The 22,315-nt window shown below is 61.8% G+C and carries 25 protein-coding genes; 13 read left to right on the top strand and 12 right to left on the bottom strand.

The genetic code is table 11. From position 1 onward, the window contains the following. Positions 1 to 75: 75 nt before the first annotated feature. Complete coding sequence (locus ABV589_RS23095; RefSeq protein WP_047292576.1) at positions 76 to 405, bottom strand: EscU/YscU/HrcU family type III secretion system export apparatus switch protein; 330 nt, start codon at positions 403 to 405, stop codon at positions 76 to 78. Continuing rightward, positions 402 to 1,982: a flagellar hook-length control protein FliK gene (locus ABV589_RS23100; RefSeq protein ID WP_367083862.1), complete on the bottom strand. Its 1,581-nt coding sequence runs from the start codon at positions 1,980 to 1,982 to the stop codon at positions 402 to 404. Before ABV589_RS23100 ends, ABV589_RS23095 begins: the two co-directional genes overlap by 4 nt. A gap of 197 nt (positions 1,983 to 2,179) precedes the next feature. Here ABV589_RS23100 and ccmA point away from each other — a divergent pair, with 197 nt between their 5' ends. The 10 genes from ccmA to ABV589_RS23150 all read left to right on the top strand — a co-directional run bounded on the left by ccmA (position 2,180) and on the right by ABV589_RS23150 (position 9,559). Then, positions 2,180 to 2,815, top strand: a complete 636-nt coding sequence (gene ccmA, locus ABV589_RS23105) for a cytochrome c biogenesis heme-transporting ATPase CcmA (protein ID WP_367083863.1) — start codon at positions 2,180 to 2,182, stop codon at positions 2,813 to 2,815. After that, positions 2,812 to 3,480 (top strand): heme exporter protein CcmB, encoded by a 669-nt coding sequence (ccmB, locus tag ABV589_RS23110; RefSeq protein WP_003222942.1) that lies wholly within the window; start codon positions 2,812 to 2,814, stop codon positions 3,478 to 3,480. The genes ccmA and ccmB overlap by 4 nt, the downstream gene beginning before the upstream one ends. A 78-nt stretch (positions 3,481 to 3,558) precedes the next feature. Further along, positions 3,559 to 4,314 carry a heme ABC transporter permease gene (locus ABV589_RS23115; protein ID WP_367083864.1) on the top strand — a complete coding sequence of 252 codons (756 nt, stop codon included), beginning with the start codon at positions 3,559 to 3,561 and terminating at the stop codon, positions 4,312 to 4,314. Then, positions 4,311 to 4,487, top strand: a complete 177-nt coding sequence (ccmD, locus tag ABV589_RS23120) for a heme exporter protein CcmD (protein WP_003222944.1) — start codon at positions 4,311 to 4,313, stop codon at positions 4,485 to 4,487. Before ABV589_RS23115 ends, ccmD begins: the two co-directional genes overlap by 4 nt. Then, positions 4,484 to 4,939, top strand: a complete 456-nt coding sequence (gene ccmE / locus ABV589_RS23125) for a cytochrome c maturation protein CcmE (RefSeq protein ID WP_041072935.1) — start codon at positions 4,484 to 4,486, stop codon at positions 4,937 to 4,939. The genes ccmD and ccmE overlap by 4 nt, the downstream gene beginning before the upstream one ends. 3 nt (positions 4,940 to 4,942) lie before the next feature. Continuing rightward, a complete protein-coding gene (locus tag ABV589_RS23130) occupies positions 4,943 to 6,931 on the top strand; it encodes a heme lyase CcmF/NrfE family subunit (RefSeq protein ID WP_367083865.1) in 1,989 nt (662 codons plus the stop codon). Further along, positions 6,928 to 7,464 (top strand): DsbE family thiol:disulfide interchange protein, encoded by a 537-nt coding sequence (locus ABV589_RS23135; protein ID WP_346608346.1) that lies wholly within the window; start codon positions 6,928 to 6,930, stop codon positions 7,462 to 7,464. The genes ABV589_RS23130 and ABV589_RS23135 overlap by 4 nt, the downstream gene beginning before the upstream one ends. Then, positions 7,461 to 7,931 carry a cytochrome c-type biogenesis protein gene (locus tag ABV589_RS23140; protein WP_108590666.1) on the top strand — a complete coding sequence of 157 codons (471 nt, stop codon included), beginning with the start codon at positions 7,461 to 7,463 and terminating at the stop codon, positions 7,929 to 7,931. Before ABV589_RS23135 ends, ABV589_RS23140 begins: the two co-directional genes overlap by 4 nt. Further along, positions 7,928 to 9,130, top strand: coding sequence for a c-type cytochrome biogenesis protein CcmI (ccmI, locus tag ABV589_RS23145; RefSeq protein WP_367083866.1), 1,203 nt, complete (start codon positions 7,928 to 7,930; stop codon positions 9,128 to 9,130). Before ABV589_RS23140 ends, ccmI begins: the two co-directional genes overlap by 4 nt. A gap of 24 nt (positions 9,131 to 9,154) precedes the next feature. Continuing rightward, positions 9,155 to 9,559 carry a hypothetical protein gene (locus ABV589_RS23150; protein WP_367083867.1) on the top strand — a complete coding sequence of 135 codons (405 nt, stop codon included), beginning with the start codon at positions 9,155 to 9,157 and terminating at the stop codon, positions 9,557 to 9,559. A 105-nt stretch (positions 9,560 to 9,664) separates the two neighbouring features. Here the strand turns inward: ABV589_RS23150 and ABV589_RS23155 are convergent, their stop codons facing one another. Together ABV589_RS23155 and ABV589_RS23160 are read right to left on the bottom strand one after the other, a co-directional pair. Continuing rightward, entirely contained in the window at positions 9,665 to 10,132 is a 468-nt protein-coding gene (locus ABV589_RS23155) for a helix-turn-helix domain-containing protein (RefSeq protein WP_367083868.1), read from the bottom strand. Positions 10,133 to 10,216: 84 nt separating this feature from the next. Beyond that, a complete protein-coding gene (locus ABV589_RS23160) occupies positions 10,217 to 11,104 on the bottom strand; it encodes a LysR family transcriptional regulator (RefSeq protein ID WP_367083869.1) in 888 nt (295 codons plus the stop codon). A 267-nt stretch (positions 11,105 to 11,371) separates the two neighbouring features. Between ABV589_RS23160 and ABV589_RS23165 the strand changes: the two genes are divergently transcribed. Together ABV589_RS23165 and ABV589_RS23170 are read left to right on the top strand one after the other, a co-directional pair. Further along, a complete protein-coding gene (locus ABV589_RS23165) occupies positions 11,372 to 11,584 on the top strand; it encodes a type II toxin-antitoxin system HicA family toxin (RefSeq protein ID WP_367083870.1) in 213 nt (70 codons plus the stop codon). After that, the gene (locus tag ABV589_RS23170; RefSeq protein WP_007961664.1) at positions 11,584 to 11,988 is read left to right on the top strand and encodes a type II toxin-antitoxin system HicB family antitoxin; all 405 of its coding nucleotides are present in this window, start codon (positions 11,584 to 11,586) and stop codon (positions 11,986 to 11,988) included. Before ABV589_RS23165 ends, ABV589_RS23170 begins: the two co-directional genes overlap by 1 nt. A 55-nt stretch (positions 11,989 to 12,043) precedes the next feature. On the opposite strand, the gene ABV589_RS23175 is transcribed toward ABV589_RS23170, so the two are convergent. Further along, complete coding sequence (locus tag ABV589_RS23175) at positions 12,044 to 13,231, bottom strand: MFS transporter (RefSeq protein WP_367083871.1); 1,188 nt, start codon at positions 13,229 to 13,231, stop codon at positions 12,044 to 12,046. 243 nt (positions 13,232 to 13,474) lie between these two features. Here ABV589_RS23175 and ABV589_RS23180 point away from each other — a divergent pair, with 243 nt between their 5' ends. Further along, positions 13,475 to 14,095: a DUF5666 domain-containing protein gene (locus ABV589_RS23180; RefSeq protein WP_367083872.1), complete on the top strand. Its 621-nt coding sequence runs from the start codon at positions 13,475 to 13,477 to the stop codon at positions 14,093 to 14,095. Between the two features lie 238 nt (positions 14,096 to 14,333). On the opposite strand, the gene ABV589_RS23185 is transcribed toward ABV589_RS23180, so the two are convergent. From ABV589_RS23185 to hyi, 7 genes are all read right to left on the bottom strand, one after another. After that, complete coding sequence (locus ABV589_RS23185; protein ID WP_007961659.1) at positions 14,334 to 15,329, bottom strand: sulfate ABC transporter substrate-binding protein; 996 nt, start codon at positions 15,327 to 15,329, stop codon at positions 14,334 to 14,336. 181 nt (positions 15,330 to 15,510) lie between these two features. After that, on the bottom strand, positions 15,511 to 16,335 hold the full coding sequence (locus ABV589_RS23190; RefSeq protein WP_047292605.1) for an ion transporter: 825 nt from the start codon (positions 16,333 to 16,335) through the stop codon (positions 15,511 to 15,513). Between the two features lie 21 nt (positions 16,336 to 16,356). Further along, positions 16,357 to 17,271: an urea transporter gene (locus tag ABV589_RS23195; protein WP_367083873.1), complete on the bottom strand. Its 915-nt coding sequence runs from the start codon at positions 17,269 to 17,271 to the stop codon at positions 16,357 to 16,359. 200 nt (positions 17,272 to 17,471) lie between these two features. After that, positions 17,472 to 18,887, bottom strand: a complete 1,416-nt coding sequence (pyk, locus tag ABV589_RS23200; RefSeq protein WP_367083874.1) for a pyruvate kinase — start codon at positions 18,885 to 18,887, stop codon at positions 17,472 to 17,474. After that, on the bottom strand, positions 18,884 to 20,158 hold the full coding sequence (locus tag ABV589_RS23205; protein ID WP_367083875.1) for a glycerate kinase: 1,275 nt from the start codon (positions 20,156 to 20,158) through the stop codon (positions 18,884 to 18,886). The genes pyk and ABV589_RS23205 overlap by 4 nt, the downstream gene beginning before the upstream one ends. Positions 20,159 to 20,328: 170 nt before the next feature. Continuing rightward, positions 20,329 to 21,222: a 2-hydroxy-3-oxopropionate reductase gene (locus tag ABV589_RS23210; protein ID WP_007961653.1), complete on the bottom strand. Its 894-nt coding sequence runs from the start codon at positions 21,220 to 21,222 to the stop codon at positions 20,329 to 20,331. A 200-nt stretch (positions 21,223 to 21,422) separates the two neighbouring features. Beyond that, positions 21,423 to 22,205 (bottom strand): hydroxypyruvate isomerase, encoded by a 783-nt coding sequence (hyi, locus tag ABV589_RS23215; RefSeq protein WP_346608359.1) that lies wholly within the window; start codon positions 22,203 to 22,205, stop codon positions 21,423 to 21,425. Positions 22,206 to 22,315 lie beyond the last annotated feature (110 nt).

A 22,315-nucleotide genomic window follows, 5' to 3' on the forward strand; every position in this document is an offset into this window, starting at 1 on the left:
CTGCGGCAGCTCCTACATCGGGACTCGCGTTTCCCTGTAGGAGCTGCCGCAGGCTGCGATCTTTTGCTTTCAAGGCTAATAATCATCCCCACGTGCGGTGATGTCCTTCTCGACCATCGGCGCATCCGGGTCGTGCCCCTCGGGGAATTTCCCCTTCAGATTCCACGCAAACGCGATGATCTCGGCGATTGTGCGATACAGCTCCTCGGGGATGCTGTCGCCCAGCTCCATGCGCGCCAACAGCCGCACCAGCTCGGCGTTTTCATAGATCGGCACTTCGCAGTCGCGGGCGATGCGCAGGATTTCTTCGGCCAGTTCCTCGTCGCCCTTGGCGGTGAGGGTCGGGGCGTGGTTGCCGTCGTATTTGAGGGCGATGGCCTGGCGTGGAGCAGTGGAATCGTTCATGCGGTTTCGTCGACCCAGCGGTGTTCGAGGCGGGTTTGGTTGCCTTGCGGCGGGGTGCCGAGGTGGCAATCGAGATCGCCGACGTTCAGGCCGCGATCGAGCAGGCGCTGGCGCAGGGCGAACAGATTGGTTTCGATCAGGTCGGCGGTGTACGGGCGCTCGGCCCAGAGCTGGCTCGACAGGCTGCCGGCAATCAACTGCGCCTGAATCTGCATCGGCCCCAGCGGCTCCATGTCGAAGGCCAGATCGACGCGCCACAGCTGCTGTCTGGGTTCGCGCTCGTTGCGGCGTTCGTTGGGTTGCGGTTCTCTTTCCGGCGCTTCTTCGCGCTGAAACTTGACCTGCAACGGCACGATGTCCTGCAGGTTGCGCATGGGGATTTCCAGCTGCCAGGTGCTGAGCAGACGGCCGTCGTCGGTGACCCCGGTCTGTTCCAGACTCGACAGCTGATGGCTTTGCAGGCGCGACACGGCGGCTGCTGCGAGGCGCAGCAGATGCTCCAGATCGCCTTCGCCGTCGAGACTTTGCAGCAGACGGTCGGGCAGGGGGAAACTGCTCGGCACGGGCTTGGCGCTGACCTGACCGAGGGTGCCGAGGGCGTTGCGCACGAAACTCGGCAGCGCTTGCGCCAGGGTGTTGGCGGCGATGATCGCGTTGAAACTGGCATTGCCCGGCGCACCCGGCGACAGCTGCGCGATCAACTTGAGCAGATCGGCTTTCATGTCCGGGGCCAGCGCCGGATTCTGTCCGCTCAGCAATTTGGCTTCGAGAAAGGCACCGCTGTTGGCCAGAGCCAGGGCCACGCCTTTGGCGGTGCTCATCTGCTGCACATCCGGCAGGTTGGCGAGCAGGCGCACGACGGCAGCGCGCAGATCCTGCGAGGTCTGATCGTCGTCGGCCGGCAGGTTTTGCAAGGCGTTGAGCAAACCGTCCAGCGAACCTTGGCGAGTCTGCTGGCCGAGCAGTTGTTGGCTCACGGCCAATTGCTCCTGACGGCTGCTCAGTGGCACGAACTTGAGGGTTTGCGAGTCTTCGACCAGTGCCGAGAGCAGGGTGCCGATGCGCAGCGGCGTCGGGCTGTCGATGTCCAGTGTGGCGCCACTTTGCGCGGTGTTGAGCAGGCTCACCAGCGAACGGTACACCGTCGGCTGCCCCGGCACCTGCGGCAGTGTCTGCGAGGTCAGCACCTTGCCTTGCAGCAGCGTACCAACCGGCAGCTGCGCCGTATCGATGCGGGTGAGGGCGGCGACGTTGCTGGCGATGGCCTGTTGCACGGTGATCGCCAGATTGCCCGCCGACGGCTGAGTGACGGCCAGGTTGGTGCCGGTCGGCAACGGCAGGTTGCTGCTGGCTTGCACGGTGGTCTGCCGACCGCCGTCGACGGTGACCTTGAGCAGCAGTTGAAAGGTCTGATCCGCCTGCTTGAGTGACAACACCTCGGCCTGGGCGCTTTGCCCGGCGCCGATCAAGCCTTCGACCGGGGTCAGCAGCTTGAGCAACTCACCGCTCATCGCCAGCGGACGCGCGTTCGCCGGGGTGGTGGGCGGGAGCGGGAGGATGTTCATTTCGCCTGTCATACGCGGACACAACCTGAGGAAATTGCACTCTTGAGAGTAAGGCACGGCATGTATAATGCCGCGCGTCTTGCGCTTCGTTCAGAAAACATAGCAATTGTTTGATCCAGCTCTCTGGTTCGCACCGTCATTGCATTTATCCTGCATCTCTTTAACGGCCGCGCCAGAGCCGACTTGAACCGTATAAGGCCCGTGATCCCTTGACCAGTCCTGTCCTGCAAACCGTTGCCCTTGCCTGTGAGCGAGACTTGCGGCTGCTCTTCGAAAATCTCGAATTGCGACTGGCCAGTGGCGATATGGTGCAGATCAGCGGCCCCAACGGCAGCGGAAAAACCAGTCTGCTGCGCCTGTTGTCCGGGTTGATGCAGCCGACCAGCGGTCAGGTGCTGCTCAACGGTCATCCTTTGACGGCCCAGCCGAGCGAACTGGCGCGCAACCTGTTGTGGATCGGCCACGCCGCCGGGATCAAGGACCTGCTGACCCCGGAAGAGAACCTGTCCTGGCTCTGCGCCCTGCATCGGCCCGCCGAGCGCGAGGCGATCTGGCAGGCATTGGCTGCAGTAGGATTGCGCGGTTTCGAAGATGTTCCCTGCCACACCCTGTCCGCCGGTCAGCAACGCCGCGTGGCGCTGGCACGGTTGTATCTGGACAGCCCGCCGCTGTGGATTCTCGACGAGCCGTTCACCGCGCTCGACAAACAGGGCGTGGCACAACTCGAAGAACACCTGGCCGGGCACTGCGAACGCGGCGGTCTGGTGGTGTTGACCACGCACCACACGTTGAGCCGCATGCCGGCCGGTTATCGCGATATCGATCTGGGGAACTGGGCAGTATGAGTGTGTTCGGCCTGCTGGTCGCCCGTGAGTCCCGCCTGCTGTTTCGTCGCCCGGCGGAACTGGCCAATCCGCTGATTTTCTTCGCCATCGTCATTGCCTTGTTCCCGCTGGCCGTCGGCCCGGAAACTCAAGTCTTGCAAAACCTGTCCCCGGGGTTAGTCTGGGTGGCCGCGCTGTTGTCGGTCCTGCTTTCGCTGGACGGATTGTTTCGCAGTGATTTCGAAGATGGCTCCCTGGAACAGTGGGTCCTTTCGCCGCACCCGCTGCCCCTACTGGTGCTGGCCAAGGTGCTGGCACACTGGCTGTTCTCGGGACTGGCACTGGTTCTGCTCTCGCCGTTGCTGGCGTTGATGCTTGGTTTGCCGGTCGCCTGCCTGCCGGTGTTGCTGTTGTCGTTGCTGCTGGGTACACCGGTGCTGAGTTTGCTCGGCGCAGTGGGCGCGGCGCTGACGGTTGGTTTGAAACGCGGCGGCCTGTTGCTGGCGTTGCTGATTCTGCCGTTGTACATCCCGGTTTTGATCCTGGGCAGTGGCGCCTTGCAGGCCGCCTTGCAAGGCATGCCGGCGACCGGGTATCTGCTGTGGCTGGGTAGCCTGACCGCCCTGGCGATCACCCTGACACCTTTTGCAATAGCTGCTGGCCTGAAGATCAGCGTCGGCGAATAATGAGGTCTGGTTAAAATTTAACCAGCAAAGACCCTGAGACTGCTCACACCGATGAGCGGCACCCGTGATGGAAACAGTATGAACTGGACCTGGTTTCACAAGCTCGGCTCGCCCAAGTGGTTCTACGGCATCAGCAGCAGGTTTCTGCCGTGGCTGAGCATCGCAGCGTTGCTGCTGATCAGCGTTGGCGTGGTCTGGGGCCTGGCCTTCGCGCCGCCGGATTATCAGCAGGGCAACAGCTTTCGCATCATCTACATCCACGTGCCGGCGGCGATGCTCGCGCAGTCGATCTACGTGATGCTGGCGGTGTGCGGCGTGGTCGGGCTGGTGTGGAAGATGAAACTGGCTGACGTCGCCCTGCAATGTGCGGCGCCGATTGGCGCGTGGATGACTGCCGTGGCGTTGGTCACCGGCGCGATTTGGGGCAAGCCGACCTGGGGCTCGTGGTGGGTCTGGGATGCGCGGCTGACGTCGATGCTGATTCTGCTGTTCCTGTACTTCGGGGTGATTGCGCTGGGCAACGCCATCAGCAACCGCGACAGCGCCGCCAAGGCCTGCGCGGTGCTGGCGATCGTCGGGGTGATCAACATTCCGATCATCAAATACTCGGTGGAGTGGTGGAACACCCTGCACCAGGGCGCGACCTTCACCCTCACGGAAAAACCGGCGATGCCTGCCGAAATGTGGCTGCCGCTGCTGCTGACGGTGCTGGGGTTCTACTGCTTCTTCGGCGCCGTGCTGTTGTTGCGCATGCGCCTTGAAGTGCTCAAGCGCGAAGCCCGCGCCAGTTGGGTCAAGGAAGAAGTGCAGAACAGTCTGGAGGCCGTGCGATGAGTTTCGCTTCATTCGGCGACTTCCTCGCCATGGGCCATCATGGCCTGTACGTCTGGTCGGCCTACGGCATCTGTCTGGCGGTGCTGATCCTCAACGTGGTCGCCCCGATCGCGGCCCGCAAGCGCTATCTGCAACAAGAGGCGCGTCGTCTGCGCCGGGAGAACGGCAAGTGAATCCGCTGCGCAAAAAACGTCTGACCCTCATTCTGGCGATCCTGGTCGGGGTCGGCGCCGCCGTCGGCCTGGCCCTCAGCGCCCTGCAGGAAAACATCAACCTGTTTTACACACCGACCCAGATCGCCAACGGCGAAGCGCCGCACGACACGCGGATCCGCGCCGGCGGCATGGTCGAGAAGGGCTCGCTGCAGCGCTCGCCGGACTCACTGGACGTCAAATTCGTCGTCACCGACTTCAACAAAGCCGTGACCATCACCTATCGCGGCATCCTCCCGGATCTGTTCCGCGAAGGGCAGGGCATCGTCGCCCTGGGCAAACTCAACGCTGACGGCGTAGTGGTGGCCGACGAAGTGCTGGCCAAGCACGACGAGAAGTACATGCCGCCGGAAGTGACCAAAGCGCTGAAAGACAGTGGTCAATCGGCACCGACCCCAGCGAAGGAGGGTTGATCGATGACGTCTGCACTGTTTATTCCTGAACTCGGTCATCTGGCGATGATTCTGGCGCTGTGTTTTGCGCTGGTGCAGGCCGTGGTGCCGTTGCTCGGCGCGTGGCGCGGCGACCGTCTGTGGATGGGTCTGGCTCAGCCGGCGGCGTGGGGCCAGTTTGCGTTCCTGCTGTTTGCCTTCGGTTGCCTGACCTACGCGTTCATGACCGACGATTTTTCGGTCGGCTACGTGGCGATGAACTCCAACAGCGCCTTGCCGTGGTACTACAAGTTCAGCGCGGTGTGGGGCGCCCACGAAGGGTCGTTGCTGCTGTGGGCGTTGATCCTCGGTGGCTGGACCTTTGCGGTGTCGGTGTTCTCCCGGCAGTTGCCGCAAGTCATGCTCGCCCGCGTGCTGGCGGTGATGGGCATGATCAGCACCGGTTTCCTGTTGTTTCTGATCCTCACTTCCAACCCGTTCTCGCGGATCCTGCCGCAGATTCCGGCGGACGGGCGTGACCTCAATCCGTTGCTGCAAGACATCGGCCTGATCGTCCATCCGCCGATGCTCTACATGGGTTACGTCGGTTTCTCGGTGGCCTTCGCCTTCGCCATCGCCGCTTTGCTGGGTGGTCGTCTCGACGCCGCGTGGGCACGCTGGTCGCGGCCGTGGACGATTGTTGCCTGGGCCTTCCTCGGCATCGGCATCACCCTCGGTTCGTGGTGGGCGTACTACGAACTCGGCTGGGGCGGCTGGTGGTTCTGGGACCCGGTGGAAAACGCCTCGTTCATGCCATGGCTGGTCGGCACCGCGCTGATTCACTCGCTGGCGGTCACGGAAAAACGTGGGGTGTTCAAGAGCTGGACGGTGTTGCTGGCGATCGCCGCATTTTCGTTGAGCCTGCTCGGCACGTTCCTCGTGCGTTCCGGCGTGCTGACCTCGGTGCACGCGTTTGCCTCCGATCCTGAGCGTGGCGTGTTCATTCTGATCTTCCTGCTGTTCGTGGTCGGCGGTTCGCTGACGCTGTTTGCGTTGCGTGCGCCGGTGGTCAAAAGCCAGGTCGGCTTCAACCTGTGGTCACGGGAAACCCTGCTGCTGGGCAACAACCTGGTGCTGGTGGTGGCCGCGTCGATGATCCTGCTCGGCACCCTGTATCCGCTGATTCTCGATGCGATCAGCGGCGCCAAGCTGTCGGTCGGCCCGCCGTATTTCAACGCGCTGTTCATACCGTTGATGGCGTTGCTGATGCTGGTGATGGCGGTCGGCGTAATCGTCCGCTGGAAGGACACCCCGGTGAAATGGCTGGCGAACATGCTGACTCCCGTGCTGCTCGGCAGCGTCGCGTTGGCGGTGGTGGCCGGTGTCGCTTACGGCGATTTCAACTGGGCGGTGATCGCGACGTTCCTGCTCGCCGCGTGGGTGCTGCTCGCCGGTGTGCGCGACATCTTCGACAAGACTCGCCACAAGGGCCTGATCAAAGGTCTGCCAACCCTGACCCGCAGCTACTGGGGCATGCAGATCGCTCACTTGGGCATCGCCGTGTGCGCCCTCGGTGTGGTGCTGTCGAGTCAGAACAGTGCCGAGCGCGACCTGCGTCTGGCGCCGGGCGAGTCGATGGATCTGGCCGGTTATCACTTCATCTTCGAGGGCGCCAAGCACTTCGAAGGGCCGAACTTCACCTCCGATAAGGGCACTATTCGGGTGATCCGTGAAGGCAAGGAAGTCAGCGTGCTGCACCCGGAAAAACGCCTGTACACCGTGCAGAGTTCGATGATGACCGAGGCCGGGATCGACGCCGGTTTCACCCGCGATCTCTACGTCGCACTGGGCGAACCGCTGGAAAATGGCGCTTGGGCGGTGCGGGTTCACGTCAAGCCGTTCGTGCGCTGGATCTGGTTCGGCGGGCTGCTGACCGGTCTGGGCGGATTGCTGGCGGCGCTGGATCGGCGTTATCGAGTCAAGGTCAAAGCCAAGGTGCGTGAAGCCCTCGGCCTGCAAGGAGCGGCTGCATGAGACGTTGGTTGATGCTGGTACCCCTGGCGATTTTCCTGCTGGTGGCGGTGTTTCTTTATCGCGGGCTGTACCTCGATCCGGCGGAGCTGCCGTCGGCGATGATCAATAAGCCCTTCCCGGAGTTCACTCTGCCGAACGTGCAGGGCGACAAGACCCTGACCAAGGCTGACATTCTCGGCAAACCGGCGCTGGTCAACGTCTGGGGCACCTGGTGCATTTCCTGCCGGGTCGAGCACCCGGTGCTGAACAAACTGGCCGAGCGCGGCGTGGTGATCTACGGCATCAACTACAAGGACACCAACGCCGATGCGTTGAAGTGGCTGGCCGAATTCCACAACCCGTACGTGCTGGATATCCGTGACGACGAAGGCTCGCTGGGTCTGAACCTCGGCGTGTACGGCGCGCCGGAAACCTTCTTCATCGACGCCAAGGGCATCATTCGCGACAAGTACGTCGGGGTGATCGACGAGCAGGTCTGGCGCGAAAAACTTGCAGCCAAATATCAGGCGCTGGTCGATGAGGCCAAGCCATGAAGCGTTTTCTGGCTGCGGTGGTCTTGGGCCTGAGTCTGGCCGGCGTGGCTCACGCCGCCATCGACACCTACGAGTTCGCCAAGGAAGGTGATCGCGAGCGTTTCCGTGAGTTGACCAAGGAACTGCGTTGCCCCAAGTGCCAGAACCAGGACATCGCCGACTCCAACGCACCGATTGCCGCCGACCTGCGCAAAGAGATTTTCCGCATGCTTGGCGAGGGCAAGGACAATCAGCAGATCATCGATTTCATGGTCGATCGCTACGGTGATTTCGTCCGCTACAAACCGGCGCTCAATGCCAAGACCGCACTGCTGTGGTTCGGCCCGGCCGGTCTGTTGTTCGGTGGTCTGGTGGTGATCGCAGTGATCGTTCGCCGACGCCGCGCACAACGCACCGAGACCCCGCCATCGCTGTCCACCGAAGAACGTCAGCGCCTCGACCAACTGTTGGATAAAAACCAAGAATGATTGATTTCTGGCTAGCCGCAGGGCTGTTGCTTCTGGTCGCCCTGAGTTTTCTGCTGATCCCGGTTTTGCGTGGCCGTCGCGCCCAGCGTGAAGAGGATCGAACTGCCCTGAACGTGGCGCTGTATCAGGAGCGCGTCGCCGAGCTGCAAGCGCAGCAGGCTGAAGGCGTACTCGATGCGACGCAAATGGACAGCGGTCGCGCGGAAGCGGCGCGTGAGCTGCTCGCCGATACCGAAGGCGTTGCCGCACCGCGTGTGTCGAAACTGGGCAAGCCGTTGCCGTTGTTGGCAGCGGTTCTGGTGCCGGTGTTGGGCCTGGGTCTGTATCTGCATTTCGGTGCTGCGGACAAAGTCGAGCTGACCCGCGAATTCGCCCAGGCGCCGCAGTCGATGGAAGAAATGACCCAGCGTCTGGAGCGTGCTGTTGCGGCGCAGCCGGATTCGGCGGAAGGCCTGTACTTCCTCGGGCGCACCTACATGGCCCAGGATCGCCCGGCGGACGCGGCGAAGATGTTCGAACGCGCCGCCAACCTGGCCGGTCGCCAGCCGGAGCTGCTCGGCCAGTGGGCACAGGCGCAGTATTTTGCCGATGGCAAGAAGTGGTCGGACAAGATCCAGGCCCTGACCGACGAAGCGCTGAAAGCCGATCCGAAAGAAGTCACCAGCCTTGGCCTGCTCGGCATCGCCGCGTTCGAAGGCGAGCGTTACCAGCAAGCCATCGATTACTGGAACCGTTTGCTAACGCAATTGCCAGAGGACGACAAATCCCGCGAAGCCCTGCAGGGCGGCATCAATCGTGCCACCGAACGGCTTGAAGCCAGTGGTGGCAAGGTCGCTGCGAGCCCGGCCGCCAAGGCTGCCGCGCTGCTCAAGGTGCGCGTGGATCTGTCCAGTGAACTCAAGGGCAAGGTACAACCGGGCGACAGCGTGTTCATCTTCGCCCGTGCCGTTTCCGGCCCGCCGGCGCCGCTGGCGGCCAAGCGCCTGACCGTGGCCGATCTGCCGGTGACCGTCGAACTGGGCGATGCCGACGCGATGATGCCGCAGTTGAAACTGTCGAACTTTCCTGAAGTCCAACTGGTTGCGCGCATTTCCCGTGCCGGTCAACCGACCGCCGGGGAGTGGGTAGGTCGCAGCGGCCCGCTGGCCAGCAGCACCACCGCGCCGCAAACACTGACCATCGACAGCCCGGACCAGTAACCGGAACAACAGGAAAGCACCGCCATGCACAGTCTCGCCCGAATCGCAGTCATCACCATGGCCCTGGGCATGAGCGCCTGTGCGGTGCACCGACCGGAACCGACCACCAGCCCCCCACCGATCCCGCCGTCACAACCGAGCCCGACCCCGTCGACCTCGCCGACTCCGGGCAAAAGCATCCCGGCCAAACCGTCCAAGCCAGTCCCACGCACCTCAGCCAGCTTCGCTCCGCCACCGGGCGGCAACAGTCACTGGGACCAGAAGCTCGGCGTCTACGTCCTCGACGACCAGCCCAACACCTTCTACCGCCAGCGCACCTACTTCCGCTGGAACAACGGCTGGACCCGCTCCGTCAGCCCCAACGGCCCATGGGAAGACACCGACATCCACGGCGTTCCGCCGGGGTTGGGCAAGCAGTTCGGGCAGTGATGAAAAACGGCGATCTCTGGATCGCCGTTTGTTTGTCTGGTGTTCACAAAATGATTATTCAGAGAATCGCACGATAGGCGCTTAGCGCCCGAACTGGTGAATGCCTCACTCGTATCCTGTCCTTAACGCCTGTGCCTGCTCCGCGAGAAGCGCCATTGCCTGCTCGCTGGCGGTGTCGCGCCGGGTTTTATAGTCCATCAAATCGGCGAAACGCACACGTCGGTGCTTGCCGGTTTTGTGGTAGGACAACTCGCCACTTTCCAGCAGTTTTATCAGGTGCGGGCGTGAGACATTGAGCAGGTCGGCGGCTTCCTGAGTGGTCAGCTCGGCATGCACCGGTACGACTTGGACGGCATTGCCTTCAGCCAGCTCCGCCAGAATGTCCACCAGCAAGCGCAGTGCAGAGGTAGGTAGTTCGACCTGGTGCGCCTGATTCTGCTCGTCGAAAATCTGAATGTGCTGGGTTTCGAATCGGGTCGCGAGGTAGGCGTTGAGCGCGCGTCTGCCTTCGATTGCGGCTTTGACTTCGCGCTCCACAGGGAGATTGAGAGAGGGGTGAAGGACAATCGACATAATGAATTCCAGCATTCTGAATAGAGGATGCTGGAACGTTATTCGAATTAAACGAAAATCGCAATAAACGAAACGGAGGCTGGTTCAGGACAGGTGTGTCAGCAAATTTTCCATGTATTCCACAAACGCCCGCGCCTTCGCATTGACCATCCGCCCCGTGGGAAACATCGCCCACAAGTCCTGATCCGGCAATACCCAGTCACTCATCACCGCCCTGACCGCGCCGCTTGCCAGCTCCGGGGCGAACATCCATTGCGAGGCGATGGTCAGGCCCTGATCGGCCAGCACGGCGGCGCGCAAACCCTCGGCGGCGCTGACCCGCAGGCGGCCGGTGAGGGTTTGCGTCTGTTGTTCGCTGCCCTGAGTGAAGGTCCAGGTGGCGCCGCCGCTGAGGTTGTAGACGATGCCTTGGTGCTTATCCAAATCGGCAGGGCGGCTGGGTTCGCCGTGGCGAGCAAAGTACGCCGGGGTGCCGAGGACCACGCGGCGGCAGTCGGCGATCTTGCGCGCGGTGAGGCTGGAGTCGCTGAGCGGACCCATGCGCAGGGCGACGTCGATGCCTTCTTCCACCAGATTGATGTTGCGGTCGTCGAGCATCAGATCGATGTTCAATTGCGGATGCTGATCGAGAAACGGGCCCAACTGCGGCACGACGTGCAGGCGACCGAAAGTCACCGCAGCGCTGATCCGCAGGTTGCCGCGCAATCCGCCGGCGCTGCCACGGGCGGCGTTATCGGCTTCGTTGGCTTCATCGATGGCGCGTCTGGCCCGCTCGAAAAACGCCAGCCCCGCCTCGGTTGGCGTCAGGCCACGAGTCGAGCGCAGCAACAGGCTGACCGCCAGGCGTTTTTCCAGTTGAGCGATGGTTTTCGACACGGCGGGCTGGCCGATATTCAGCCGTCGAGCGGCGGCGGAAAAGGAGCCGGTTTCGACCACGTAGACGAAGGTTTCCATGGCGGCGAGGCGGTCCATCAGTCTTCCTGCAAATCTGAAAGTTGTCGTAGTCCCCTTGTGGGAGCGGGCTTGCTCGCGAAAGCGGTCTGACATTCAGCACAGGTATTGGCTGATCCAACGCCTTCGCGAGCAAGCCCGCTCCCACAGGGAATAGGGTGCTGAGTGTAATCCGCGTCCATTCAATCACATGCGGTAAAACAACCGAACGTCGTTCTGCAGATTTATGTGCTTGAGTAAAGATAACTCTAGAGTTACTTTAATTCGGCCGGAGCAAGGAGGCGCCAGGTGCAAAGCAGGCTATTGATCAAGGAGCTGGAGGAAGCAGGCTGGACGCTGGATCGAGTCACCAGCAGTCATCACATCTTCACTCACCGTTACAACCCTTACACCATTCCCGTTCCCCACCCGAAAAAGGATTTACCGTTGGGGACGGTCAAAAGCATCAGGAGGCGTGCCGGGTTGTACCCCCCGCCAGCCAGCTATAAGGGAGATCCATAATGCAATATCCGATCTGCATCGAATGGGGTGACGACAACACCGCCATCGGTATTCAGATACCTGACATTCCCGGCGCCGTCACGGCCGGGGACACTTTCGAGGACGCCTATAACGCAGCCGTTGAAGTCGCCCATCTCATGTTGCAGGAGATGGCGGCGGACGGGGAATCGATTCCGATGCCGACGTCGGCAGCGGCGCATCGCAATAATCCGGAGTTTGCCGACATGGGCTGGGGGATGCTCGAGCTGGATATCTCGCCGTACATGGGCAAAACCGAGAAGGTCAACGTGACGTTGCCAGGCTACGTGATCCAGCGCATCGATCGCTATGTGCGTGAACACAATGTCAAAAGCCGCTCTTCGTTTCTGGCGGATGCGGCGATGGAGAAACTGGTTCGCTATTAAGCGGCATCGCTCCCACAGGCCCGGTGAGCAACCTGTGGGAGCGAGCCTGAGCGCCTTACGCCGTTGCCAATGAACCACGCTGCGATGCACTCAAAAACCGCACCAGCGCCAGCAGCGGGAAGGCGCTGCCGACAATCACGATCCACAACCAGCCGCCATGCTCATACACCGCACTGGCGACCGACGAGCCGAAGGCGCCGCCGATGAAGATGCTGGTCATGTACAGCGCATTCAGGCGACCACGGCTTTTGGCGTCCAGCGAATAGACTGCGCGCTGACCAAGAACCATGTTCATCTGTACGCAGAAATCCAGTACCACACCGGTCACGGCCAGGCCGATGACGCTGTAGGCCGGATGAATGAACGCCGGCAGAAAGCTCAGGCTGGCGAACAGCATGGCCAGCAGCGAAGCGATGCGGGTGTGGCCGGCATCAGCCAGGCGTCCGCTGATCGGCGCGGCGATGGCCCCGATGGCGCCGACCAGGGCGAAGATCGCGATCTCGCTCTGCGACAGACCGTGGTTGCGCGCCAGTTCCAGCGGCACCGCTGTCCAGAACAGGCTGAAGGTGGCGAACATGCAGCCCTGATAAAACGCGCGCTGACGCAGCACCGGTTGCTGGCGCAGTAGGGTCCACAGCGAACCGATCAACTGGCCATACGTGGCGCTGTGATCCGGTTGGCGCTTGGGCACGGTCAACGCCAGCACCACGCTGATCGCCGCCATCAACGCCGCAGCAATCATGAACATCGCGCGCCAGCCGAAATGGTCAGCTACCACGCTCGACACCGGCCGTGCCAGCAGAATGCCCAGCAGCAGGCCACCCATGATTCCGCCGACTACCCGGCCACGGGACTCCTCCGGCGCCAGATGCGCGGCCAGCGGAATCAGGATCTGCACCGACACCGAACTGAAACCCACCAGCAACGAGATCAGCAAAAACACATTCGGCTGACTGGTGAACGCCGCGCCGAGCAGGCTGGCAATCGCCACCACGGTGGTGATGATCATCAGGCGACGGTTTTCCAGCAGGTCGCCCAGCGGCACCAGGAAGAACAGGCCCAGCGCATAACCGGTCTGCGTCAGCGAGACGATGAAGCTGGCCATGGTGTCGGAGAGGCCGATGTCCGGCGCGATCAGGCCGATGATCGGCTGCGCGTAGTAGATGTTGGCGACGATCGCACCGCAGCAGAAGGCGAACAGCAGCACCATGCCTCGGGTCATTGTGTGAGTTGTGGCGTTCATAAGGTTTCTCGATCCAGCGAAAGGGAATGCGGTGAGGCTAAGGGACGCACCGGAGCGGCGGTAGAAGCCTTGTATCGATAGCAGTTATTCCGTTGCGGAATAATTGGCTTCAGCGGCGGTGTCGTCCATCGGCGAACCTTGCGTCCGGCCGGGGAGGGGTGATGATACATTCACTTACATCTTCTTCGATAGCGTGCTTATGTTTACCGCTGCGCTTTTACTGTTCATCACCGGAGGATTGCCATGTTGCGCCAGCTGCTGCGTCACACCACCACGATTGCCTTGATCGGCCTGCTCAGTGCCACTGCAGTGCAGGCCGCTGATGCTCCGGGTACGCGGCTCGGCGTGCGCGGCGAGATCACCGGGGTCAGCGCCGACTCGCTGAAAGTCCACGTCAATAGCGGCGAGAACGTGGTGATCCGGTTGAACCCGGACACCAAGGTTCGCGCCGTCACCCTGGCCAATATCGAGGACATCAAGCCCGGCAGCTACATCGGTTCGGCCGCCATGCCGCAGGAGGATGGCACGCTCAAGGCAATGGAAGTGCACGTATTCCCGCCGGAACTGGCCGGCAGCGGTGACGGCCATCGGCCCTTTGATCTGGCCAAGGGCAGCAGCATGACCAATGGCAGCGTCGGCGATCTGGTGGTGAGCAATGGACGGGTGCTGACCGTCAACTACAAGGGCGGGCAGCAGAAGATCCTGGTGCCGGAGGATGTACCGATCGTCAATCTGACGCCGGGGGATCGCAGCTTGCTCAAGGTCGGGGTGAAGATTGTCAGCTTCGTGACCCAGGACGCAGACGGCACGCTGACCGCGCAATCTATTTCCGCCGGCAAGGATGGCGTCACGCCGCCTATGTAAAAGCCCCTCACCCTAACCCTCTCCCGGAGGGAGAGGGGACTGTTTGGGGGATGCTGAAACAATATGTCGACCTGAAACTTGGTTGCCGAATCCATAATCCATAAGGTCTTTCAGGTCGATGTAACTCGCCAGGCACCTCGGCCGGCCCCCTCTCCCTCCGGGAGAGGGCTGGGGTGAGGGCAAAACTGCCATGAAAAAGGCGACCACTGAGGGTCGCCTTTTTCATGTCCGCCAAATCTTACTGGCTGTAGATCTGATCAAAGATCCCGCCGTCATTGAAATGAGTCTTCTGCACCGAACGCCAGTCGCCGAAGGTCTTCTCCACCGACAGGAAGTCGACTTTCGGGAAGCGGTCGGTGTACTTCGCCAGCACCGCCGGATCCCGTGGGCGCAGGTAGTTGGCGGCGGCGATTTCCTGGCCTTCCGGCGACCACAGGTACTTCAGGTATTCATCGGCGGCAGCGCGGGTGCCTTTCTTGTCGACCACTTTGTCGACCACCGACACCGGTGGCTCGGCTTCGGCGGAGACGCTCGGGTAGATCACTTCGAACTGATCGCGACCAAACTCGCGGGCGATCATTTCCGCTTCGTTCTCGAAGGTCACCAGCACGTCGCCGATCTGGTTGGTCATGAACGTGGTGGTCGCAGCGCGGCCACCGGTATCGAGCACCGGCGCTTGCTTGAACAGCTTGCCGACGAAGTCCTTGGCCTTGTTCTCGTCACCGCCATTCTTCAGCACGTAGCCCCAGGCCGAGAGGTAGGTGTAGCGGCCGTTGCCCGAGGTTTTCGGGTTCGGCACGATCACCTGCACGCCGTCCTTGAGCAGGTCTGGCCAGTCTTTCAGGGCTTTCGGGTTGCCTTTGCGCACGATGAACACGGTGGCCGAGGTGAACGGCGCGCTGTTGTTCGGCAGGCGGGTGACCCAGTTTTCCGGCACCAGTTTGCCGTTGTCGGCGAGGGCGTTGATGTCGGTTGCCATGTTCATGGTGATGACGTCAGCCGGCAGACCATCGATCACCGAACGCGCCTGCTTGCTCGAACCGCCGAAGGACATCTGCACCGTGATGTTTTCGTTGTGCTCGGCCTGCCAGTGTTTCTGGAACGCAGTGTTGTAGTCCTTGTAGAAATCGCGCATCACGTCGTAGGAGACGTTGAGCAGGGTCGGTGCGGCTTGAGCCACGCTGCCAAAGGCGAGACCGGCGGCGAGAAGTGAGGCGCCAAAGAGTTTTTTCACTGCGCATTCCTTGTTTTGTTTTGTGTAGGAGCTGCCGCAGGCTGCGATCTTTTGATCCTGATCTTTTAAAAACAAGATCAAAACATCGCAGCCTGCGGCAGCTCCTGCAGGGGGTGATGTTCAATTGCCACTGACTATAACGGGGCTGGCATAGTCGTTTAAAGATTAAAAAGCTCTGTGCTTATTCCAATTTCTTGAACAGCGCATTACCGCATCGTGAGCAGAACGCCGCGCCATGTTCATGGCTGTTTTTCTTGCACACCGGGCAGTCGTGCTGCAGTTGTTCGCCGCGCATGGCGTTGGCCAGTTCTGCAGTGAAAATCCCGGTGGGCACGGCGATGATCGAGTAACCGGTGATCATCACCAGCGACGAAATCACCTGGCCCAGCGGAGTCTTGGGCACGATGTCGCCGAAGCCGACGGTGGTCAGGGTCACGATAGCCCAATAGATGCCTTTGGGGATGCTGGTGAAGCCATGTTCCGGGCCTTCGATCACGTACATCAGGGTGCCGAACACCGTCACCAGGGTGCAGACGCTGACCAGAAACACCACGATCTTCTGCTTGCTGCCGCGCAGCGCCGACATCAGGTAGTTGGCTTGCTTGAGGTACGGGCTGAGCTTGAGCACGCGGAAGATCCGCAGCATGCGGATGATGCGGATGATCAGCAGGTACTGCGCATCGCTGTAATACAGCGCCAGAATTCCGGGCACGATCGCCAGCAGATCCACCAGTCCGTAGAAACTGAAGGCGTAGCGCAACGGTTTCGGTGAGCAATACAGGCGCAGGATGTATTCACCGAGAAAAATGACGGTGAAGCCCCACTCGATGTAGGCCAGCACATCGGCGTAGTTCTGGTGAATGCTGTCGATGCTGTCGAGCATCACCACCACCAGGCTGGCGAGGATGATCAACAGCAAGGTGCCGTCGAAGCGCCGCCCGGCGAGGGTGTCGCTCTGGAAAATCATCACGTAAAGCCGTTCGCGCCAACTGTTGCTGCTGTCCATGGATAACGCCTGAATTGAAGATCAGCGCAGCCTAGGTTGATTGTCCCCCTGTGCGCAAGGCGTGGCGTCGACGGCCGCTTTGCCGAGCATCTGGATCCCGGCGCGGATCAGCCAGCCGGCGAGGATGAACGGCGCGGTCAGCGTCGCCAGGCCCATGGCAGCAAACAGCGGCGTGACCAGCAGCGCAAGGACGATGCCCACCAGCGGCAGCCACGGTTGTTGGCGCTGCGCACTGAAGGCGAGGGCGGCGAGCACCGCGTTGTAACTGCCCAGCCCCAGCAACGCGGTGCTGCTTTCGTGGTGCAGCAGGCTCGACGCCAGGCCGATAGCCGACGCGAGCAATGCCCAGCAAAAAGCGCGGCGATCAGCGATCAGTAAGCCGATGCCGATCAACGCACCGGCCAGCGGATGACCGAGGAACATCACCTGACCCAATCCACGCAGTCCTGCGGCGAGCAGGTTCAGCGTGTTCATCTCGATGTGCGCCATCGGCGCGGACGGTTCGGCGAACAGCAACAGGATCCAGCTGATGGCCACGAACGGCGAGGTGTAAGCCGGTATGGAACGGCTGCGATACACATGCTTGAGCCACTGCTGAGTGACCATAGCACTGAGACCACCGGCTGCCAGAATCAGCGGCGGCAGCAGCGGTGACCAGGGGAAATACAGGCTCACCAACAGGCCGAGCAGCACGCCGTTGTAGCTGAACAACCCGGCCTGACGATCCGCCTTGGCATAATTGCGCCGTTGCGCGGTGAGCAATCCGGCGACGGCACCGAGCAACGCGCCGGCAAACAGTACCGGCGCGGTGAGCAGGATCGCCAGCAGGCACAATAGGCCGCACAGCGGATGGCGCTGGAGGAATATCTGACTGAAACCGTTGAGCAAAGCCTCGGCCCAGTCGGGGCAGTGGGTGTTGAAATGATTGGCAGGCATGTTGAAAAAATCTGGGCAGTTGGACAATCAAAGGGTCTTGCCAATAACCGTGGCGAGGGAGCTTGCTCCCGCTGGGTCGCGAAGCGGCCCCAAAATGGGTTAATGCGGTTCTTCTTTGAAAACCGTCATGCCCTAAAAGCGACGACTGCTTTGCAGCCGGGCGGGAGCAAGCTCCCTCGCCACAGGTTTTGTATTGCTAGTCAGATCAATGTTTCGATCCGCAGTGAGTTGGTCGACCCCGGCTGCCCAAACGGCACGCCGGCGGTGATCAGCAAGGTATCGCCACGCTCGGCCATGCCTTGCGCCTGGGCGATTTCCAGCGCCGTCGAACACACTTCATCAACCTGACGCAGGCGATCATTGACCACCGAGTGAATACCCCACGCCACGCTCAAGCGCCGTGCCGTCTGCAGGTTCGGCGTCAGGTTGAGGATCGGCGCTTTCGGCCGTTCCCGTGCCGCGCGCAATGTCGAAGCGCCCGACTCGCTGTAGTTGACCAGCACGGCCACCGGCAGCACGTTGCTGATGCGGCGGATCGCGCAACTGATCGCATCGGACACCGTCGCTTCGGCTTTCGGTCGGCTGACGTCGAGTTGGGTCTGATAGTCCGGACCGTTCTCCACCTGACGGATGATCTTGCTCATCATCTGCACGGCTTCCAGTGGGTATTCGCCGGAGGCGGTTTCGGCCGAGAGCATCACCGCATCCGCGCCTTCAGCCACAGCGTTGGCGACGTCGGTGACCTCGGCGCGGGTCGGTGCCGGGGAGAAACGCATCGATTCGAGCATCTGCGTCGCCACCACCACCGGTTTACCCAGTTCGCGGCAGGTGCTGATGATGTTCTTCTGAATTTGCGGCACGCTTTCCGCCGGCACTTCCACGCCGAGATCGCCGCGAGCGACCATGATCGCGTCGCTCAGTTGGGCGATTTCGCGCAGTTGCTCAACCGCCGACGGCTTCTCGATTTTCGCCATCAGAAAGGCTTTGTCGCCGATCAGTTCGCGGGCTTCAAGAATGTCTTGCGGGCGCTGCACGAACGACAGCGCCACCCAATCCACACCCAGCTCCAGACCGAAGCTCAGGTCGCGGCGATCCTTGGCCGTCAGTGGGCTGAGGTCGAGCACCGCTTGCGGCACGTTGACGCCTTTGCGGTCCGACAGTTCACCGCCATTGAGCACGGTGGTGTCGATCGCGTCGGTGTATTTGCTGACCACACGCAGGCGCAGTTTGCCGTCATCCAGCAGCAGATCCATGCCGGCTTCCAGCGCGGCAATGATCTCCGGATGCGGCAGATTCACTCGGCGTTCGTCGCCCGGTGTGGCGTCCAGATCGAGGCGAAACGCCTGACCGCGATGCAGCTGCACCTTGCCGTCGGCGAACTTGCCGACGCGCAGTTTCGGCCCCTGCAAATCCATCAGGATGCCCAGCGGATAGTTGAGCTGGCGCTCGACTTCGCGGATCCACTGATAGCGCTTGGCGTGGTCGGCGTGATCGCCGTGGCTGAAGTTCAGGCGGAAGATGTTGACCCCGGCCTCGACCAGTTCACGGATGTCTTCGATGCCATCGACGGCAGGCCCGAGGGTGGCGAGGATTTTGACCTTTTTATCAGGCGTCATGATTTGCAGTTCTCAAGGATCAGGATGGCGCGGAAGTCGTTGACGTTGGTGCGGGTCGGCTCGGTGACGATCAGCGCGTCGAGCGCCTCGAAGTAGCCGTAACCGTTGTTGTTATCCAGCTCGTCGCTGGCGCTCAAACCGAGGGCGGCGGCGCGGGCGTAGCTGTCCGGGGTCATGATCGCGCCGGCGTTGTCTTCCGAGCCGTCGATGCCGTCGGTGTCGCCGGCCAGCGCGTAGACGCCGGGCTGGCCCTTGAGGCTGTCGGTGAGGCTGAGGAGGAATTCGGCGTTGCGTCCGCCACGGCCATTGCCGCGCACGGTCACGGTGGTTTCGCCGCCGGAGAGAATCACGCACGGCGCTGCCAGTGGCTGCCCGTGGTTGATGATCTGCCGGGCGATGCCGGCGTGGACTTTCGCCACTTCGCGGGATTCACCTTCGAGGTCGCCGAGGATCAGCGTGCTGAAACCGGCCTGACGGCATTTCACCGCCGCGGCATCCAGCGATTGCTGCGGGCGGGCGATCAGCTGGAAGTGGCTGCGGGCCAGGCTCGGATCACCGGGTTTGACGGTTTCCGATTCCGGACTTTGCAGCCAGTTGCGTACCGAGGCCGGGACTTCAATGCCGTAGCGCTTGAGGATCGCCAGGGCTTCGGCGGAGGTGCTTGGGTCGGCCACGGTCGGACCGGAGGCGATGACCGTGGCGAGGTCGCCCGGCACATCGGAAATCGCGTAGGTATACACAGTGGCAGGCCAGCAGGCCTTGCCGAGGCGGCCGCCCTTGATCGCCGAGAGGTGCTTGCGCACGCAGTTCATCTCGCCGATGGTCGCGCCGGATTTGAGCAGGGCTTTGTTGATCGACTGCTTGTCGGCGAGGGTGATGCCTTCGGCCGGCAGGGCGAGCAGGGCAGAGCCGCCACCGGACAGCAGGAAGATCACGCGGTCGTCTTCACTCAGGTTGCTGACCAGTTCCAGCACGCGTTTGGCCACGGCCAGACCGGCAGCGTCCGGCACCGGGTGCGCGGCTTCGACCACTTCGATTTTTTCGCACGGAGCGCCGTGACCGTAACGGGTCACCACCAGACCGGAGATTTCACCCTGCCAGCTGCGCTCGACCACTTGCGCCATGGCAGCGGCGGCCTTGCCAGCACCGATGACGATCACCCGACCCGTGCGATCGGCAGGCAGATGGGCTTCGAGGACTTGGTTCGGATGGGCCGCGTCGATGGCTGTGGCAAACAGCTCGCGCAGCAGTTGTTGCGGATCGACCGACATGGCGGGCTCCCGGAATTCTTGTTATTGGGATGGAACGACAACGGTGCAGCAACGCGATCCTTGTGGGAGCTGGCTTGCCAGCGATTCAGGCGCCGCGGTCATTCAGACGGACCGAGTCGATGCCATCGCGGGCAAGCCCGCTCCCACAGGGAGCGAGCCAGAAGCGCAGATTATTTCTTGTCGCGAATCGAGAAGTTGGCCATGTGTTCCAGACCCTTGATCAGCGCCGAGTGGTCCCAGTTGCTGCCACCGATGGCCGCGCAGGTGCTGAACACTTGCTGGGCGTTGGCAGTGTTCGGCAAGTTGATGTTCAGCTCCTTGGCGCCTTGCAGGGCCAGGTTCAGGTCCTTCTGGTGCAGACTGATGCGGAAGCCCGGATCGAAGGTGCCCTTGATCATGCGCTCGCCGTGCACTTCGAGGATCTTCGAGGAGGCGAAACCACCCATCAGCGCTTCACGCACCTTGGCTGGATCGGCACCGTTTTTCGAGGCGAACAGCAGGGCTTCGGCGACGGCCTGAATGTTCAGCGCGACGATGATCTGGTTCGCCACTTTGGCGGTTTGACCGTCGCCATTGCCACCCACCAAAGTGATGTTCTTGCCCATGGCCTGGAACAGCGGCAGGGCGCGTTCGAAGGCATCGGCGTCGCCACCGACCATGATGCTCAGGGTCGCAGCCTTGGCGCCGACTTCACCACCGGATACCGGGGCGTCGAGGTATTGCGCGCCTTTTTCGTTGATCTTTTTGGCGAAAGCCTTGGTGGCGGTCGGCGAGATCGAGCTCATGTCGATCACCACTTTGCCTTTGCCGATGCCGGCGGCAATGCCGTCAGCGCGGAACAGCACATCATCGACCTGTGGGGTGTCCGGCACCATGACGATGATGAATTCGGCTTCCTGCGCCACTTCGCGCGGGTTGGCCAGGGCGACGGCGCCAGCGGCGACCAGATCGGCCGGAGCAGCGTCGTGGTGCGCCGACAGGAACAGGCTGTGACCGGCTTTCTGCAGGTTCGAAGCCATTGGGTGGCCCATGATGCCGGTGCCGATAAATCCGATTTTAGCCATGAGAAAATCCTCTTGTTTTTATGTAGCCAGATAATGGGCCTGGCACACCTTGTGGCGAGGGAGCTTGCTCCCGCTGGGGGGCGAAGCACCCCTAAAACCATCCATCGCGGTGTATCAGGCAAAACCGGTGTGCAGGATTTACGACTGCTTCGCAGCCGGGCGGGAGCAAGCTCCCTCGCCACAGGGGTTTTGCATTGCCGTCAGATTGCGTTATGGCTCTTGAGCCAGCCGAGGCCGGCCTCGGTGGTGGTCAGCGGCTTGTACTCGCAACCCACCCATCCCTGATAACCAATGCGATCCAGGTGTTCGAACAGGAAGCGGTAGTTAATCTCACCGGTGCCCGGCTCGTTGCGCCCCGGGTTGTCCGCGAGCTGCACGTGGTTGATCTCGGCCAGGTGCGATTGCAGGGTGCGGGCCAGATCGCCTTCCATGATTTGCATGTGGTAGATGTCGTATTGCAGGAACAGATTGGCGCTGCCGACCTGCTCGCGAATCGACAGGGCTTGCGCCGTGTTGTTCAGGTAGAAACCCGGGATGTCGCGGGTGTTGATCGCTTCCATCACCAGTTTGATACCGGCCGCCTGCAGCTTGTCGGCCGCGTACTTGAGGTTGGCGACGAAGGTCTTTTCCACGGTGGCATCGTCCACGCCCTGCGGACGAATACCGGCCAGGCAGTTGACCTGGGTGTTGCCCAGCACTTGCGCGTAGGCAATCGCCAGATCGACCCCGGCGCGGAACTCTTCGACCCGGTCCGGCAGACACGCGATACCGCGCTCGCCTTTGGCCCAGTCACCGGCCGGCAGGTTGAACAGCACTTGGGTCAGACCGTTGGCATCGAGCTTTGCCTTGATTTCGGCGGAGCTGAAGTCGTACGGGAACAGGTATTCCACACCACTGAAACCGGCCTTGGCGGCGGCGTCGAAACGGGCAAGGAAATCCTGTTCGGTGAACAGCATGGACAGGTTGGCAGCGAAACGCGGCATGGTGGTCTCCCGTAAATCTTGTGAGGTTCCCCTTGTAGGAGCGAGCCTGTGTGGCGAGGGAGCTTGCTCCCGCTGGGGCGCGCAGCGGCCCCAAAAGCGTTACGACTGCT

The organism is Pseudomonas sp. HOU2 (genome assembly GCF_040729435.1).
GTDB lineage: Bacteria > Pseudomonadota > Gammaproteobacteria > Pseudomonadales > Pseudomonadaceae > Aquipseudomonas.

What these genes read in the sequence shown, in the direction of transcription:
- ABV589_RS23095 (WP_047292576.1), bottom strand. Translation starts at nt 405, where the DNA reads ATGAACGATTCCACTGCTCCACGCCAGGCCATCGCCCTCAAATACGAC.
- ABV589_RS23100 (WP_367083862.1), bottom strand. Translation starts at nt 1,982, where the DNA reads ATGACAGGCGAAATGAACATCCTCCCGCTCCCGCCCACCACCCCGGCG.
- ccmB (WP_003222942.1), top strand. Translation starts at nt 2,812, where the DNA reads ATGAGTGTGTTCGGCCTGCTGGTCGCCCGTGAGTCCCGCCTGCTGTTT.
- ABV589_RS23115 (WP_367083864.1), top strand. Translation starts at nt 3,559, where the DNA reads ATGAACTGGACCTGGTTTCACAAGCTCGGCTCGCCCAAGTGGTTCTAC.
- ccmD (WP_003222944.1), top strand. Translation starts at nt 4,311, where the DNA reads ATGAGTTTCGCTTCATTCGGCGACTTCCTCGCCATGGGCCATCATGGC.
- ABV589_RS23130 (WP_367083865.1), top strand. Translation starts at nt 4,943, where the DNA reads ATGACGTCTGCACTGTTTATTCCTGAACTCGGTCATCTGGCGATGATT.
- ABV589_RS23135 (WP_346608346.1), top strand. Translation starts at nt 6,928, where the DNA reads ATGAGACGTTGGTTGATGCTGGTACCCCTGGCGATTTTCCTGCTGGTG.
- ABV589_RS23140 (WP_108590666.1), top strand. Translation starts at nt 7,461, where the DNA reads ATGAAGCGTTTTCTGGCTGCGGTGGTCTTGGGCCTGAGTCTGGCCGGC.
- ccmI (WP_367083866.1), top strand. Translation starts at nt 7,928, where the DNA reads ATGATTGATTTCTGGCTAGCCGCAGGGCTGTTGCTTCTGGTCGCCCTG.
- ABV589_RS23150 (WP_367083867.1), top strand. Translation starts at nt 9,155, where the DNA reads ATGCACAGTCTCGCCCGAATCGCAGTCATCACCATGGCCCTGGGCATG.
- ABV589_RS23155 (WP_367083868.1), bottom strand. Translation starts at nt 10,132, where the DNA reads ATGTCGATTGTCCTTCACCCCTCTCTCAATCTCCCTGTGGAGCGCGAA.
- ABV589_RS23160 (WP_367083869.1), bottom strand. Translation starts at nt 11,104, where the DNA reads ATGGACCGCCTCGCCGCCATGGAAACCTTCGTCTACGTGGTCGAAACC.
- ABV589_RS23170 (WP_007961664.1), top strand. Translation starts at nt 11,584, where the DNA reads ATGCAATATCCGATCTGCATCGAATGGGGTGACGACAACACCGCCATC.
- ABV589_RS23175 (WP_367083871.1), bottom strand. Translation starts at nt 13,231, where the DNA reads ATGAACGCCACAACTCACACAATGACCCGAGGCATGGTGCTGCTGTTC.
- ABV589_RS23180 (WP_367083872.1), top strand. Translation starts at nt 13,475, where the DNA reads ATGTTGCGCCAGCTGCTGCGTCACACCACCACGATTGCCTTGATCGGC.
- ABV589_RS23190 (WP_047292605.1), bottom strand. Translation starts at nt 16,335, where the DNA reads ATGGACAGCAGCAACAGTTGGCGCGAACGGCTTTACGTGATGATTTTC.
- ABV589_RS23195 (WP_367083873.1), bottom strand. Translation starts at nt 17,271, where the DNA reads ATGCCTGCCAATCATTTCAACACCCACTGCCCCGACTGGGCCGAGGCT.
- pyk (WP_367083874.1), bottom strand. Translation starts at nt 18,887, where the DNA reads ATGACGCCTGATAAAAAGGTCAAAATCCTCGCCACCCTCGGGCCTGCC.
- ABV589_RS23205 (WP_367083875.1), bottom strand. Translation starts at nt 20,158, where the DNA reads ATGTCGGTCGATCCGCAACAACTGCTGCGCGAGCTGTTTGCCACAGCC.
- ABV589_RS23210 (WP_007961653.1), bottom strand. Translation starts at nt 21,222, where the DNA reads ATGGCTAAAATCGGATTTATCGGCACCGGCATCATGGGCCACCCAATG.
- hyi (WP_346608359.1), bottom strand. Translation starts at nt 22,205, where the DNA reads ATGCCGCGTTTCGCTGCCAACCTGTCCATGCTGTTCACCGAACAGGAT.